This window comes from Acetatifactor muris (genome assembly GCF_024623325.1).
Taxonomy (GTDB): Bacteria; Bacillota; Clostridia; order Lachnospirales; family Lachnospiraceae; genus Acetatifactor; species Acetatifactor muris.
Map to the genome: position 1 here is coordinate 41,973 of NZ_JANJZD010000004.1, position 13,852 is coordinate 55,824.

The 13,852-nt window shown below is 44.5% G+C and carries 11 protein-coding genes and 1 pseudogene; 9 read left to right on the forward strand and 3 right to left on the reverse strand.

Annotated features, from left to right (window positions below; translation table 11 throughout):
* The first annotated feature begins 95 nt into the window (after positions 1 to 95).
* Positions 96 to 1,640, forward strand: coding sequence for a lipopolysaccharide biosynthesis protein (locus NSB25_RS04710; RefSeq protein WP_103238290.1), 1,545 nt, complete (start codon positions 96 to 98; stop codon positions 1,638 to 1,640).
* Between the two features lie 11 nt (positions 1,641 to 1,651).
* Complete coding sequence (locus NSB25_RS04715; RefSeq protein WP_103238291.1) at positions 1,652 to 2,635, forward strand: acyltransferase family protein; 984 nt, start codon at positions 1,652 to 1,654, stop codon at positions 2,633 to 2,635.
* A gap of 210 nt (positions 2,636 to 2,845) precedes the next feature.
* On the opposite strand, the gene NSB25_RS04720 is transcribed toward NSB25_RS04715, so the two are convergent.
* Together NSB25_RS04720 and NSB25_RS04725 are read right to left on the reverse strand one after the other, a co-directional pair.
* On the reverse strand, positions 2,846 to 3,220 hold the full coding sequence (locus NSB25_RS04720) for a transposase (RefSeq protein ID WP_242982295.1): 375 nt from the start codon (positions 3,218 to 3,220) through the stop codon (positions 2,846 to 2,848).
* The gene (locus NSB25_RS04725) at positions 3,177 to 3,491 is read right to left on the reverse strand and encodes a transposase (RefSeq protein WP_242982296.1); all 315 of its coding nucleotides are present in this window, start codon (positions 3,489 to 3,491) and stop codon (positions 3,177 to 3,179) included. Before NSB25_RS04725 ends, NSB25_RS04720 begins: the two co-directional genes overlap by 44 nt.
* Before the next feature lie 109 nt (positions 3,492 to 3,600).
* Here NSB25_RS04725 and NSB25_RS04730 point away from each other — a divergent pair, with 109 nt between their 5' ends.
* The 7 genes and pseudogenes from NSB25_RS04730 (at position 3,601) to NSB25_RS04760 (ending at position 12,405) form a co-directional block, all read left to right on the forward strand.
* On the forward strand, positions 3,601 to 5,154 hold the full coding sequence (locus tag NSB25_RS04730; RefSeq protein ID WP_103238292.1) for a glucosyltransferase domain-containing protein: 1,554 nt from the start codon (positions 3,601 to 3,603) through the stop codon (positions 5,152 to 5,154).
* A 92-nt stretch (positions 5,155 to 5,246) separates the two neighbouring features.
* Positions 5,247 to 8,240 (forward strand): fucose pyrophosphorylase domain-containing protein, encoded by a 2,994-nt coding sequence (locus NSB25_RS04735; RefSeq protein ID WP_103238293.1) that lies wholly within the window; start codon positions 5,247 to 5,249, stop codon positions 8,238 to 8,240.
* Positions 8,241 to 8,786: 546 nt separating this feature from the next.
* On the forward strand, positions 8,787 to 9,521 hold the full coding sequence (locus tag NSB25_RS04740; RefSeq protein ID WP_103238295.1) for a radical SAM protein: 735 nt from the start codon (positions 8,787 to 8,789) through the stop codon (positions 9,519 to 9,521).
* A complete protein-coding gene (locus NSB25_RS04745; protein ID WP_103238296.1) occupies positions 9,511 to 10,233 on the forward strand; it encodes a queuosine precursor transporter in 723 nt (240 codons plus the stop codon). Before NSB25_RS04740 ends, NSB25_RS04745 begins: the two co-directional genes overlap by 11 nt.
* A 390-nt stretch (positions 10,234 to 10,623) precedes the next feature.
* Positions 10,624 to 11,391 (forward strand): methyltransferase domain-containing protein, encoded by a 768-nt coding sequence (locus NSB25_RS04750; protein ID WP_103238297.1) that lies wholly within the window; start codon positions 10,624 to 10,626, stop codon positions 11,389 to 11,391.
* A gap of 30 nt (positions 11,392 to 11,421) precedes the next feature.
* A pseudogene (locus NSB25_RS29630) lies at positions 11,422 to 11,632 on the forward strand (hypothetical protein); the annotation flags it as partial.
* Between the two features lie 80 nt (positions 11,633 to 11,712).
* Entirely contained in the window at positions 11,713 to 12,405 is a 693-nt protein-coding gene (locus tag NSB25_RS04760; RefSeq protein WP_103238298.1) for a DUF5714 domain-containing protein, read from the forward strand.
* Positions 12,406 to 12,620: 215 nt separating this feature from the next.
* On the opposite strand, the gene NSB25_RS04765 is transcribed toward NSB25_RS04760, so the two are convergent.
* Positions 12,621 to 13,817, reverse strand: a complete 1,197-nt coding sequence (locus NSB25_RS04765) for a serine hydrolase domain-containing protein (protein ID WP_103238471.1) — start codon at positions 13,815 to 13,817, stop codon at positions 12,621 to 12,623.
* Positions 13,818 to 13,852 lie beyond the last annotated feature (35 nt).

Below are 13,852 nucleotides of genomic sequence, written 5' to 3' on the forward strand. Positions count from 1 at the left end.
AAAAATAGTATTAAAGAGCTATATAGTTTACGTTACTGTTTGGTTTAAGTAAAAAATAATTCATAATTGTACAAAAAATAATTTGGAGAATTAAGATGAATGGAAGAACAGAAAATTCCATTAGAAATATTTTTTGGGGAGCTGTAAACCGCATTGTAAGTATACTATTTCCTTTTGTTGTACGAACAATTTTTGTATGGAAGCTTGGTGAAGAATATTTAGGGTTGAACACATTGTTTAGCTCTGTTTTACAGGTTTTGAATCTGGCAGACTTAGGTTTTTCCAGTGCAATTGTGGCAGGAATGTATAAACCAATAGCTGAGAATGATACGGAGAAAATATCGGCATTGATGAATCTGTATCGTAGGATATATAGGAAGATAGGGTTGATAATTGGGGGAGTTGGTCTTGTATTAACCCCGTTCATTGAGCATTTTATCGAAGGAGATCCGCCTGCCAGGATAAATATATATTTTTTATGGCTGCTCTATTTAATTAATTCTGTTGTAGGATATTTAATGTTTGCTTATAGGATTTCCGTTTTAAATGCACATCAGAGAAGTGATATTACTGAAAAAGTAGGTGCATTATGCAGAATTGTTATCAGTATATTCCAAATATATGTTGTAGTATGTTGGAAAAGTTTTTACTTATATGCAGTTGGAGATATTATATGTGCTGTGATATATAATCTATGGAATGCAATGGAGTGCAAAAGGTACTATCCGGAATATTCTTGCAGTGGAGAGATAGACAAAGAAAGTCGGCATATAATTAATAAAAATATAAGTGCACTTGCCTTGCAAAAATTTGGTAATACTATATCTATTTCGTTAGACTCGATTGTAATATCAGCGTTTTTAGGACTAGCAACAGTAGGAATTTATGGGAATTACTATTATATTATTTCAGCTATATCAATTTTTATTACAATGATTTATAGGGTTGTTACAGCGGGTATTGGAAACAGTCTGGTAACAGAAACAGTAGAAAAAAATTATAAAGATTTTAGTATTTTCTTTTTTCTAAATACATGGTTGATTGGATGGTGTTGTATTTGTTTCATGTGTATTTTTCCGGATTTTATGACAGTTTGGATGGGGAAGAATAGACTGTTTTCAGATGTCATTGTGTTAACATTGGCACTAAGGTTCTTTTTTGAGCAATTAAGAAAGGTAGTATTGACTTATAAAGATGCAGCGGGTATGTGGTGGATAGATAGATGGAGGCCAGTTGCAGGTTGCAGTGTTAATTTGCTGCTAAATATTATTTTAGTGAGATATATTGGAGTTGCAGGAGTTGCATTATCAACTGTAATAAGTTATTTGGTGATTGAAATTCCGTGGGAAACTCGTGTTTTTTTCAGGTGCTTTTTTAAAAGAAGTGAAGCTAGATATTATTGCGAGATGGTAAAAAGTATTTTTACACTTGTGATATCCGGTGGACTTACATATTTTTTTTGCAGGATGTTACCTTTCAAAGAGATAGGTGGAGTTATTGTAAAACTTATTACATGTATATTTGTCCCCAATATAATTTTTGTATTATTGAATTTTAAAGATGCAAACTTTAGGAATAGTATACATTTTATTAAAAAAATATTTGCAATAATAAAAGTGAAAAAGTTAAATTTGAAATAAGGTTTGGGTATATGCAGAAAATAAATAGGGATTATAGTATAGATTGTTTTAGAATTTTGGCTCTACTTATGGTTTTATCTGTCCACTTTAGGGGGGGTATTGAGTTACCGATTATAGTGGATAAATTATTTGGATTTGGTGCCTATGGAGTGGCATTATATTTTTTGATTAGCGGATATTTGGTTGTGGAATCAGTGAACAGGCAAACGAGCTATGCGGCGTATGTTTTTCAAAAGGCTATGAATATATTGCCCATGTATTGGATGTCACTTATATTGACATTTGTTATTGCTGCACTGTGGTTGAAAAAGTATCCTGTCAGTTGGGAATGGATATATCATGTGTTTCTAATTAATATGTTTATTCCTGCGAAAGAGTGGATGTGGTGGAATTCAGTAAATTATTTTTGGACGATGCCAGCTTTTATGGGTTGGTATTTGTTGGCACCAATTTTACTTAAGTTTTTAAATACAGCAAGGGGGTGGGCTTTTGTGACATTTTTGACAGCGGTGTCAACACCGTTATTAAAACAGTGGATGAACACTATTGCGAACAGACAATTTGTCAATTGGAATTTTTTATGTCTTTTATATATTTTTTGCTTAGGATGTTTGGTATGGTTTGTTGTAAAAGAAAAGAGATATAAAGAGGGATTGGTATACGGTTTTGGTATTGGATCAATTGGATGGATTGCAGGAAATACAAGCGGGTTCCTTGTGTTTGGGGTTGGGTTTTATACGATTATTTTGCTGTTCAAAATATTAAAGATTCGGTTTGAGAATAAGAAAGTGCAGGTAGTTGTGTCTTTATTGTCAACATCGACATATGCTGTATATTTGATACATTATTTTGTATTACTTTTTTGGGAAAGTGGCTATCTGCCACATATGTCATGGTTTATCAGTTATATTTTGTTTTTGATGGCGTCGTGGGGAGTTGGAATCTTTTTTCAGAGGGTTATGAAATGGACGGGAAGGGTGAAGATTATAAGATAAAATGGTGGCAGTTAGCAAATGGCCAGTAGACCAACTTCTTTTATGTCCTTGTTGTTATGGCATTAATAAGTGTCTGCCATCGCCAGAACCGTACCTATCAGTAGCTTGATGATTGTAAAACGGATTTGAAAGCAGGTGGATTATGCCATTCGGAAGATGTGGACGGTACACCTTTAGACTAGAGCGTGTTTGAAAATTACCAACCTCTGGTCATTTTAACCAAATTAGGATTGAAACAAGGCATACAAATCCCATATAGGTGAACGCCAGCTTATCATAACGGGTGGCAATGCGGCGGAACCCCTTGAGTTTGAGAAAGTATTTCTCTACCAAATGGCGCTCTTTATACAGCCACCAGTCACAGTGGCGCTCAAATTTGGCTCCTTTTTTGGAAGGGATGGTTGTTTCCCCGCCGTTTTCATAAATATAATCGATTAGTTTATAACTGTCATAACCGCGGTCCGCAAGTATGTTGCTTCCTTCTATATTCACATGCTCCAGGACTGGGATGGCAAAATTAATGTCATTGCGCTGTCCTTCGCTAAGCATCAGGTAGACAGGATGTGGCATCCAGTGAAAGTTCATAAAGTTCGGCCTCAAGGCTGAGCACTCGGAAGATATTATCAAGGATTCCGTCATCAATCCACTTACGGAAACGGCTGTATACCGAATTCCAGGGGCCATAGCGTTCCGGAAGGTCACGCCACGGGGCTCCGCTGCGTGCAATCCAGACCATCCCGTTAAGCATGGTGTGGTTATCCGTGGAAGGCCGTCCTGGTTTTCCTGTTTTTTCCAAGGGAAGTAAAGATGCAACCTGTTCCCATTCCTGATCGGTAAGTTCGTAACGCCTCAACATAATATCGCTCCTTTTTTCTTTATTTTAGCATGGATTAGGGATGGAAACAAAGGTTTTGTGTACTTTTTAATTTTCAAACACGCTCTAGAAAAAACAAAGGAGTACAGAGATGTATCTTAAGAGATTGGCTGGATTTGAAAAAAACATATTGAAATGGATTCAGAAATACGACAGTGTTATTCTTATAAATTTGATATTCGGTGTGTTAGTCTATTTTACAATGATGTCAGAACATCTGGTAAACAGTATGGATGGATTGCTGCATACATCTAATTACATTGCAGGCAGAGTAGAGGTATCATCGGGAAGAGGATTGCTGCCATATTTTGATAAGTTAAGAGCTGGAGTTATGTCGGTTCCGCTGAACACTATTCTTTTGCTGGTTATTACATCAATTGCAGGTGTCCTGATTCTTGACTTGTTTGCAATTGAAAATAAGGTTTTGGGCATACTGTCGGTTATGGTTTTATCAGCGAATCCAATTATCTGTGCTACATTAGCGTATTCGTATACTGCAGTAAACTATAGTCTGGCATTTTTGTTTAGTGTTTTTTCAGTCTTTTGTATCTATCGCTGGCATAAAGTAATGGGAGTGTTGGCAGGGGGGGTATGTATTGCGATTTCTATGAGTTCTTATCAGGCTTATATCAGTGTTACCTGTTTACTGATCCTGATGCTGTTAATAAAGATGCTGCTGCTGAATGCGGACAAAAAGAACATTTTGGGGTTTTTGGTGAAAAGTACTGTATCTATTATTGCAGGTGGAATCATATATTTTATCCTTACCCAACTACTGCTGGCCAGATTCAATACAAAACTTTCCTCCTACAAAGGAGTTTCAGGAGTATCACTGAAAAATATAATTCTGAATTTCCCTCAGAATATTCGGCAGTGCTATCGAAATTGCACTTATTTTTTTTCAAGCCATCATATGTTCTTGAATCTTCATGAAATGTTTCGGGTTGTACTGATATGTCTTATCTGTATGACAGTTTTCTGTATCATTTATCAATTTCTTATTATATTACGGAAAAACTGGAGATATGCGGCACTGTTTCTTTTATGCATAGCTTTGATTCCGATAGCAGCAAGTGCAATAACGCTTATTGTGCCGGGAAGTAACTCCAGACTGATGTCAATGAGTATGATTGTATGTATTATATTGTTGTCAGTTCTTGTTCCTGTGAAGGGGAAACTTTCTTTCTTCGCCAAACGTGGATACTGTTTGTTTCTATTGGCATTTCTTTGGGTAAATATTCTGTCAGTTACAAATGAGCAGTTGGCGCTGAAGGAAGGAAAGACGGCGTCGGCAGGACTGGCAGAGGCGGTATTGGGCGAATTGGTCACAGGCGGATATTTGGAGGAGGACTATACAGTGGCATTGATTGGCGGAGGGCCGGCAAACCCGTTATTTGCCAGAAGAGAAGCGTGGAGTAAAGTGTGGGGGGAAGACAGATTTGGAGATAGCTGGCAAAACAATAATGAATTTTGGCGTTATCTTTTCAGGGAATATTGCGGCATACAATTACATTTTTGCACTAACGGACAATATAATGAGCTGTGCGAAAAAGAGGAGGTTATGAATATGTCGGAGTTTCCTCAAAAAGGTTCCATAATAGAAGTAGATGGAATAACTGTTGTAAAAATTTCCAATACATATTAGAAATTAATCTGTTTGGATGAGCTGAATATCAGATTAGGATAAAATTAGCTGCCCCAATAGCTTTCATGAAAAAACATACAGAGGAGAAAATCATGCCCAAAACAACCCACACCCACCCATCTCTGGAATCCCTCTTCCTTTCCCAGTACCTCCAGGACGCCTGGGACGACTATCTCCGCTCCCTGACCCGCGAAACCTTTCCCTGCTGGGATTACATTGTCCTCACTGCCTCTGATGAACACCAGGCAGAAGGCTTCCGGAAGCAGCTGAAACAGAGACAGGTCTCCGGCTTCCTGCCGGGACGCACCCATTTCCACGTCATTCCCGATCCGGAAGGAAGGCGGGTAGGAAGCGGCGGCGCCACCCTGAACGTTCTGCGCTCTCTGGTGGAAGAAACAAAAACGGAAGACTTTGGAAACCTGCGTATCCTGGTCATTCATTCCGGCGGGGACAGCAGGCGGGTTCCTCAGTACTCCGCCCTTGGCAAGCTGTTCTCCCCTGTGCCCCGCGTTCTTCCCAACGGCCGTCCTTCCACTCTTTTCGACGAATTTCTGGTGGCCATGTCCGGTGTGGCAGGACGTATCAGGGAGGGAATGCTGCTGCTTTCCGGAGATGTGCTCCTACTGTTCAATCCCCTCCAGATCGATTTTTCCGGGGAAGGTGCGGCAGTTTTGTCTTTCAAGGCGGATGTGGAAACGGGGAAAAATCACGGTGTCTATTTAAAGAACGATGATGATAATGTGGCAGAATTCCTTCATAAGCAGACAGTAGAGACCCTGAAAGAAAAGGGGGCGGTGAATAACCGCGGATGCGTGGATATTGATACGGGAGCTGTCATTTTTTCTCCGGGGATACTCCGGGCGCTGTACAGTCTGGTCAAAAAGGACCCGGAGCGTTTTGTTAACGAGAAAGTACGCCTGAATCTGTATGGGGATTTCCAGTATCCCATGGCCACAGGGGCAACCCTGGAAAGTTTTCTTCGGGAGAAGTCGGAAGGGGAATACTGCCGGGAACTGGAGGAGGCCAGACGGGCTGTATGGTATGCGCTGCATCCTTTCTGTATGAAACTCCTGCGCCTTGCGCCGGCCCAATTCATTCATTTCGGCACTACGGGTGAAGTCCTGGAGCTTATGGATACCGGTGTGGAAAGTTACGCAGGGTTAGGCTGGAGCAGGTGTGTCAGCAGTTCCATCAACGACGGTGCCGCTGCAGGTTATATGAGCATTCTTTCTTCCGGTGCGGAATGTGGTAAGGGGGTATATCTGGAGGTGAGCAGTGCGGGACCGGGAGCCAGGATCGGGAACCGTACTATTCTTTCCTTTGTGGACGTCGGTGATGAGGTGGTACCGGACGATGTGGTGCTTCATGCCCTGAAACGGCGGGACGGGAAATTTGTAGCGCGTATCTATGGGACACATGATAACCCAAAAGAGGGAAAGGAGGGCTCTTTCCTGGGGACAAGCCTGGAAGGGTTTGTGAAGGCAAACGCTCTGAAAGAGAGTGAAATCTGGGATTCTCAGGAACATACTCTGTGGACAGCCAGGCTCTATCCGGTCTGTGACACGATCCGGGAAGCGATAAAAGCATCCTTGAATGTACATGCCATGGCCTGGGGGCGAGGGGATGTGGCAGTATGGAGGAGCAGTGAGCGCACCAGTCTGCAGGCAGGTTTCTATGATGCGGATCCGGATGCCCTGATCGCATGGGAAAAGCGGATGGGGGAGCTGGTGCAGATGGATGCGCTGGAGAAGCTTATACAGGCAGGACGTCCGGTATCGGATGTTCAGGGACTTTTCCCTGAGGGACGATTGACTTTGATTCAGAGGCAATGGATGGAAGGCCGTCTTGCCTCCGCTGATTACCGGGACAGAATGCGGTTGAACTACTATATAGGAAAAGCTTTGGGAGGAGCCGAAGGAGAACGATATATCGCTCATTGCTTTCATGCGGTTCAGGAAGCCGTGTTGAACTCTGCGGCAGAGCAGTGGAAGGAAGAAGCCGTACGGCGGATTGTACATAAAGAATGCATTGTGGAACTGCCTTTGCGCCTGAACTGGGGAGGCGGCTGGAGCGACACGCCCCCTTACTGCTACGAGAACGGAGGGACCGTGCTGAATGCCGCGGTTTTATTGAACGGGAAGAAACCGGTGACCGTCAGGCTGACGGCGCTGGAAGAGAAGAAGATAGTCTTATCTTCCGGCGATATGGGAGTATACGGAGAATTTTGCCATATAGAGGAACTGCAGGATGCAGGAGATCCCTATGATCCGTATGTGCTTCAAAAGGCAGCGCTCATGGCCTGCGGTATCATCCCGAAGCATGGCGGCGACCTGGAGACGATACTGTGCCATATGGGGGCCGGTTTCCAGATGGATACGGAGGTAGTGGGTGTGCCAAAGGGCAGTGGTCTGGGGACATCCAGCATTTTGGCGGCGGCCTGTGTGAAGGCGCTTTGTGCTTTTACCGCAACACCCTGTACGCCGCAGGAAATCTACAGGCATGTGCTGGTAATGGAGCAGATCATGTCCACAGGCGGGGGCTGGCAGGATCAGGTGGGCGGTCTGACGCCCGGAATCAAATTCATCACCACCATGCCGGGGAGGTCGCAGGATATCCATGTGGAGTCTGTAAGAATGGCGGCGGAATCCCTGGAGGAACTGAACGCACGTTTAATTCTCATCTACACCGGACAGAGGAGGCTGGCGAGAAATCTGTTGCGGGACGTGGTCGGACGGTACATCGGAAATGAGCCGGAAACGGTAACGGCGCTCAACGAGATTCAGAGATTAGCCGCTCTGATGCGTTTTGAACTGGAGCGGGGACATATTGATGACTTTGCGCATCTGCTCTCACAGCATTGGGAGCTGTCAAAGAAGATCGACGGGGGCAGCAGCAACACCCTCATTGAACATATATTCAGTACGGTGGAAGACCTTATCGAGGGCCGGATGATCTGCGGGGCCGGCGGCGGAGGCTTTCTGCAGGCAATTGTGAAAAAGGGCGTTGGCAAAGACTCGGTCAGGGACAGACTTATGGATGTTTTCCAGGATGCAGGGATCGAAGTATGGGACTGCAGGCTGGTCTGAATGCCGGTGGACTGTGATAACCCGCTGCGAAAAGAACTGCTTACTTTAGACGAGATTGACACAATACGAAAACAGTATGGAATCAAAAGAAAAATTAATTTTCCCCTTGCAAATGAAGTTCCAATGTGGTAGAATGCTTTGCGTGCAGGCGCTTTGCCTGCATAGTATGGCAAGACAAAATTGCATAAGACAGTTCGTGACCATCCTGTCTTTAAACAAAACTAGGGATTTGAAAACGGAAGGATTCTGCACAGGTTCCCCCTGTGCCGGAAAAAACCGTTTTTCTGTATGGGCACGTTCTGCGTGCTTTTTTTTATGCGCAGGCCCATGCACAAAGTGCGACTCCCTGCACCTGGAAATCTGCCGCTAAAGCGGCGCACAGGCCGCGCGACGAGCAGGAAGAAAATCTTCCCTGCCCGATTTTCACGGGAAAGGCCGTGTTTACCAGGAAATGATGTTGGCTTGCCCGCTTTGTTCTTGCAACCAGAACTGATAAGACAATGAGATGCATTGTGCATATTTTTAGCTGCACAGAAAGGAAGCGCCATGGAAGATTTTAACCCAAACCGCTATGCGGTCATCAATGAAAAAAATCCCCGTGAAATCGTAATGCTGCGGGGCCTTGGCTGTTCTTGGAGACGGTGCCGCTTCTGCGACTACCATCTTGATTTTTCCCCGGACAGCAGTGCAAATTTTGCCCTGAACCGGGAACAGCTTGAAAAAGTCACTGGCATCCACCATAAGCTTGAGGTGATTAATTCCGGCAGCTTTGTGGATTTGGATGAGGAAACCCTCGCACTGATTGAAACAGTCTGCAAAGACTGCCATATCACCCAGGTACATTTTGAGTGCCACTGGCGGCACAGGGAGGCAATTCCCCCATTCCGCAAGCGTTTTGCAGCCCATGGGATTGAACTGAAGGTGAAAACCGGCGTGGAAACCTTCGATGCCCTATTCCGGGAAAGCTATCTGGATAAAGGCATTGACGCCCGTTCCCCAGAGGAACTGGCGGAATATTTTGACGAGATCTGCCTGCTGCAGGGCATCCCCGGCCAGACTGCGGAAAGCATGGACAGGGACATTCAAACCGGCCTTGCCTATTTTGAGCGGGTCTGCATCAACATTATGCAGGAAAACAAAAAGCCCATCAAGCCAGACCCCCGTGTCATTGCAAGTTTCACCAAGGAACTTTATCCAAAATACATAGAAAACAGCCGGGTAGATATTTTAATGGAAAATACTGCTTTCGGCGTAGGAGGAGTTGTAGAACATGCAGAATGAAATTCTTTTATTGGTATCCTTATTTCTTACTTTTTCCACAGTCGTATTCCTATTCTGGCTGTTTCAGGAGCAGGGGCTGTATTTGTGGACTGTGCTGGCTACCATTGCGGCAAATATTGAAGTTTTGATAATGGTAACTGCTTTCGGTATGGAAATGACGCTGGGCAATATCCTGTTTGCCTCAACTTTTCTGGTAACGGACATTTTGAGTGAGCTTTATGGGAAAAAAGCCGCCCAGACTGCGGTTTACCTTGGGATTGCCACTTCAGTCATTTTCATTTTCTTAAGCCAGTCCTGGATGCTGTATGTGCCAAATGAAAGTGATTTTGCAACCCCGGCCATCCGCACAGTCTTCTCCAATACCCCCCGCTTAATGGCGGTAGGCATTATTGTATACGTCATTGTCCAGCTTTTCGACGTATGGGCATATCATAAATGGTGGACGTTCACCAAAAGCAAATTCGGGGATTCCAAGAAATTCCTGTGGCTCCGGAACAATGGCTCCACGCTGGTATCCCAGCTTCTAAACACAGTCCTGTTCACATGGGGCGCATTTTTGGGCACCTATGACACAAAGACACTGGTTTCCATTGCTGTCGCCAGCTATATTATTTTTGTGGCCACAAGCATTGCGGACACGCCCTTCGTGTATGCGGCACGGTATCTGCACCAGAAAAAACAGGCGGTTTCCACTTACGCAAAAAGCCGCTGAGCTGTTACAAGTTGCAGTAGATGACTGGTACTTTCCACAGGATTTCATGGTTCCTCAGATAACCATGAAATCCTGAGAATATAGATTGAAAAATATCACATAAGTGAATGTTCTGCCCATAACAGGATATGATATGTAATCCTGAAATCTGCCATTTAGAATTCTATAACAGTTCAAGAGCTATCCCAATTCCAGCATCCGTTCCAATGGCTTATATGCGACAAGTAGTTTTCCTTCGTCCAGTTCAACCACATTTTCCATACGGCATCGCGCCGTCCGTCTATGGCAAATACAGCGGTTCCCTCAAGGGCAGATTGTTTTCCGTAATTGGGTATGGTATAATTTTTCCCGGTATAAATCGTTAATTCGAAATTATAAGGAGTAGGAAAAATGGCAGAATGGAATTCTGAGCAATACTTGAAATTCAAAAGTCAAAGAACACAGCCAGCTATTGATTTGGTGAGAAAAATAAGCGCTATTAATCCACAAAATATTATTGATATTGGCTGTGGACCAGGCAACAGCACCAATGTATTAAAAAAGTACTTTCCAAATGCTCATATAGTGGGTATTGATAATTCTGAAAATATGATTGAAAAGGCAGCGGCTACATATCCGGATTTGGAATTTAAGACGATGAGCGTTGATGAAATTTGTCACGACAATGCAAATTATGATGTCATATTTTCAAATGCCTGCCTGCAATGGGTGCCAGGTCATAGAGAAATAATACCTTTGCTATTTGATAGACTTAATGAGAATGGTGTTATGGCGGTTCAAATCCCAGTCAATACGCAAGAGCCGTTATTCAAGATAATAAAAGAAATCGTAAATGAAGATAAATGGGTCTTTTTATCTTCTCTAAATGAGCAGAACGCCACATTAAACGGCGATGAATACTTTGACATTCTTTCATCGCTAACAGATAATTTTGATATATGGGAAACGGTTTACTACCACAATTTGCCATCAATAAATGCAATGGTTGAATGGGTTAAGGGAACAAGGCTCTTACCGTATATTCAGGCGTTGAATAAGACAGAGGCTCAAAGTCTAATTGATGAGATTGCGGAAAGTGCAGCTGAGATTTATAACAAGCAAGAAAACGGTGAGATAATCTTTCGCTTCAGAAGACTGTTTTTTACTGCCATTCGCTAAATTCTTCAGGTTAGTACCGCTGATGGTGCATCTGTTGCGGTGAGCTTTTCGGTTTTCCCGAAGTGGCTGAAATTGCTGACGGGGTTTAAGCAGAGAGAAGATAGCGGTGGAGTATTTTGATACGGAGACATTGGAGATGAAGAAGGCGGAGATGCTTGTTGAGGGGGATAAGGCGGTGCTGGTGAAGGATACGTTCTATAAGGGGCTTTGGAAGGTGTCGTTTACATTGAAGGAGTTTTAGGAGAAATAACAGATGCTTTTTGGGGGGATGTCCTGTATAATGGGAAAAAGAAATTACGGTTAAGGGAGATGGGGTTACCTATGAAGGAAGAATGTTTGATATGTAAAGCACCGCTTGAATATCTGGAGACAGATGAGGTAATGGAGTGTGCCGTATGTCACAAGAAGGAGACAAGCAAGACCAGGTGTGTAAAGGGGCATTATGTATGTAATGAGTGCCATACTGCCGGTATGGATGTCATTATCGGGATGTGCCTGAAAGAAGTTTCAAAGAATCCGGTTGAGATCATGGAGAAGATGATGGAACAGCCATTCTGTCATATGCATGGGCCGGAACATCATGTAATGGTCGGTTCGGCTTTGCTGACGGCTTTTAAAAATGCCGGAGGAAACATTGATCTGCAGCAGGCGCTGATTGAAATGATGAACAGGGGGAAAAGTGTTCCCGGCGGGGCTTGTGGTTTTTGGGGTGCCTGCGGAGCCGGTATCAGTACCGGTATGTTTGTGTCGATTATTTCTAAATCCACGCCGCTGGCTGTTGAGCCCTTTGGTCTTTCCCATCTGATGACTTCAAAGGCTTTGGGAGAGATAGGGATGGTTGGCGGACCCCGCTGTTGTAAAAGGGATTCCTACTTGTCCATCTTTGCGGCTGTTGATTTTGTGAAAGATAATTTTGGGATTGAAATGGAAAAGCCGGAGGTAGTGTGCGGCTATTCCGCACAAAATAATCAATGTATTGGAAAACGCTGTCCATTTTCTAAAGTAAATCATTAGGACGGCACCCAGTATGATATTCATTATTTTCATAAAGACTCCGGGCTTGAAGTGGATTTCGTGATTCGATACAAAGGAGAATGCACCCTTGTGGGTCGCTGTATATGGCTTTTTTGCTGAGGACTTATTAAGGAATTTCCCATATGCCGGCCTGCATATAAAGGGGGGCGCCCCGTTGAAAGGACGCCCCAAAAGGAAAAAAAGATGTGGATGGCTTACAGACATCCGTAAGCGACAGCGCGCATACGGAGATGGTGGTACTCCTCCAGATTCGGCTGAAGGTTGTGCATATAGACGATGGAGACGCCTTCCTCGGGGGAAGCTTCCGCCCAGGTTCCGGAGCCGCCCGTCCATCCGAACTGGCCCGGGAATCCGTTGTGCTGACCGGCATATCTGTCCAGCAGCATACGCATTCCATAGCCATAGCCGTAACCGGCCAGGTAAGTATTGCTGAAATCTCCCTCCAGTACTTCGGGAGTCAGGGTATTGGTCCGCAGCAGGTCGATGGTCTTGCGGCCCATCAGCTTTACACCGTTGTAGGAACCGCCGTTTGCCAGCATCTGCATCAGCTTGGTATAATCCCGGCAGTTGGTGATAACCCGGGAGAAACCGGGAACGGTTCCCAGAGGGCCCACGAATTTAGCCTCACGCTCAGGCTCCGGCAGATAGAAAGGATCCGGATCAGCCAGGGATTTGCCGGGCTTTAAGTAGTAATCCTTTACCAGACGGCTCTCCAGATCGCCGAACAGGAAGTTGGCAGAACTGTCCATTCCCAGAGGCTCGAAGAGCATTTCTTTGATCACCAGCTCCGCCGCCTTGCCGCCGATGACTTCCAGCAGACCTGCTGTCAGCTCGCTGGCGAAGCCATACAGGAAGCGCGTCCCCGGCTCGAAGGCAAGGGGAACACGGGATGCGGCTCTGATCTGATCCCGAAGGGTAAAGTATCCATTTGCCCGCAGCTCCTTCATCTCTTTGGCCATGGCCAGAGCGGTAGGATGCCGGACGGGCATACCGCCGATAATCATCTCATAGGGAAGTCCGCAGGTCATATTGAAGATATGTTTGACCAGAATCGGCTTCTCCACAGGAACAACCTCCAGAGAGCCATTGGGCATGGTAACCAGCTTGGTAGAATTCTTAAATTCCGGGAAATACTCATACAGGGGATCTGTCATCAGAAATTTGCCCTGTTCATAGAGCATCATTGCCGTGGTGTACATGGCAATTTTCGTCAGAGAGGCCTGACGGAATACGTGGTCTGCGTTCAGCTTCACGTCGTTTTCCTTATCGGCCCATCCGGAGTAATTTTCATACAGGATTTCTCCTTTTCTGGCGATGACACAGCTGCAGTTGGGCAGCCCGTCATCTACATATTTCTGAAAAAGTCTGTCTAAATCTTTGAAATCAGCCATTTTATTTATTCCTTTCTGCAGTCTGAGAAAGTCTG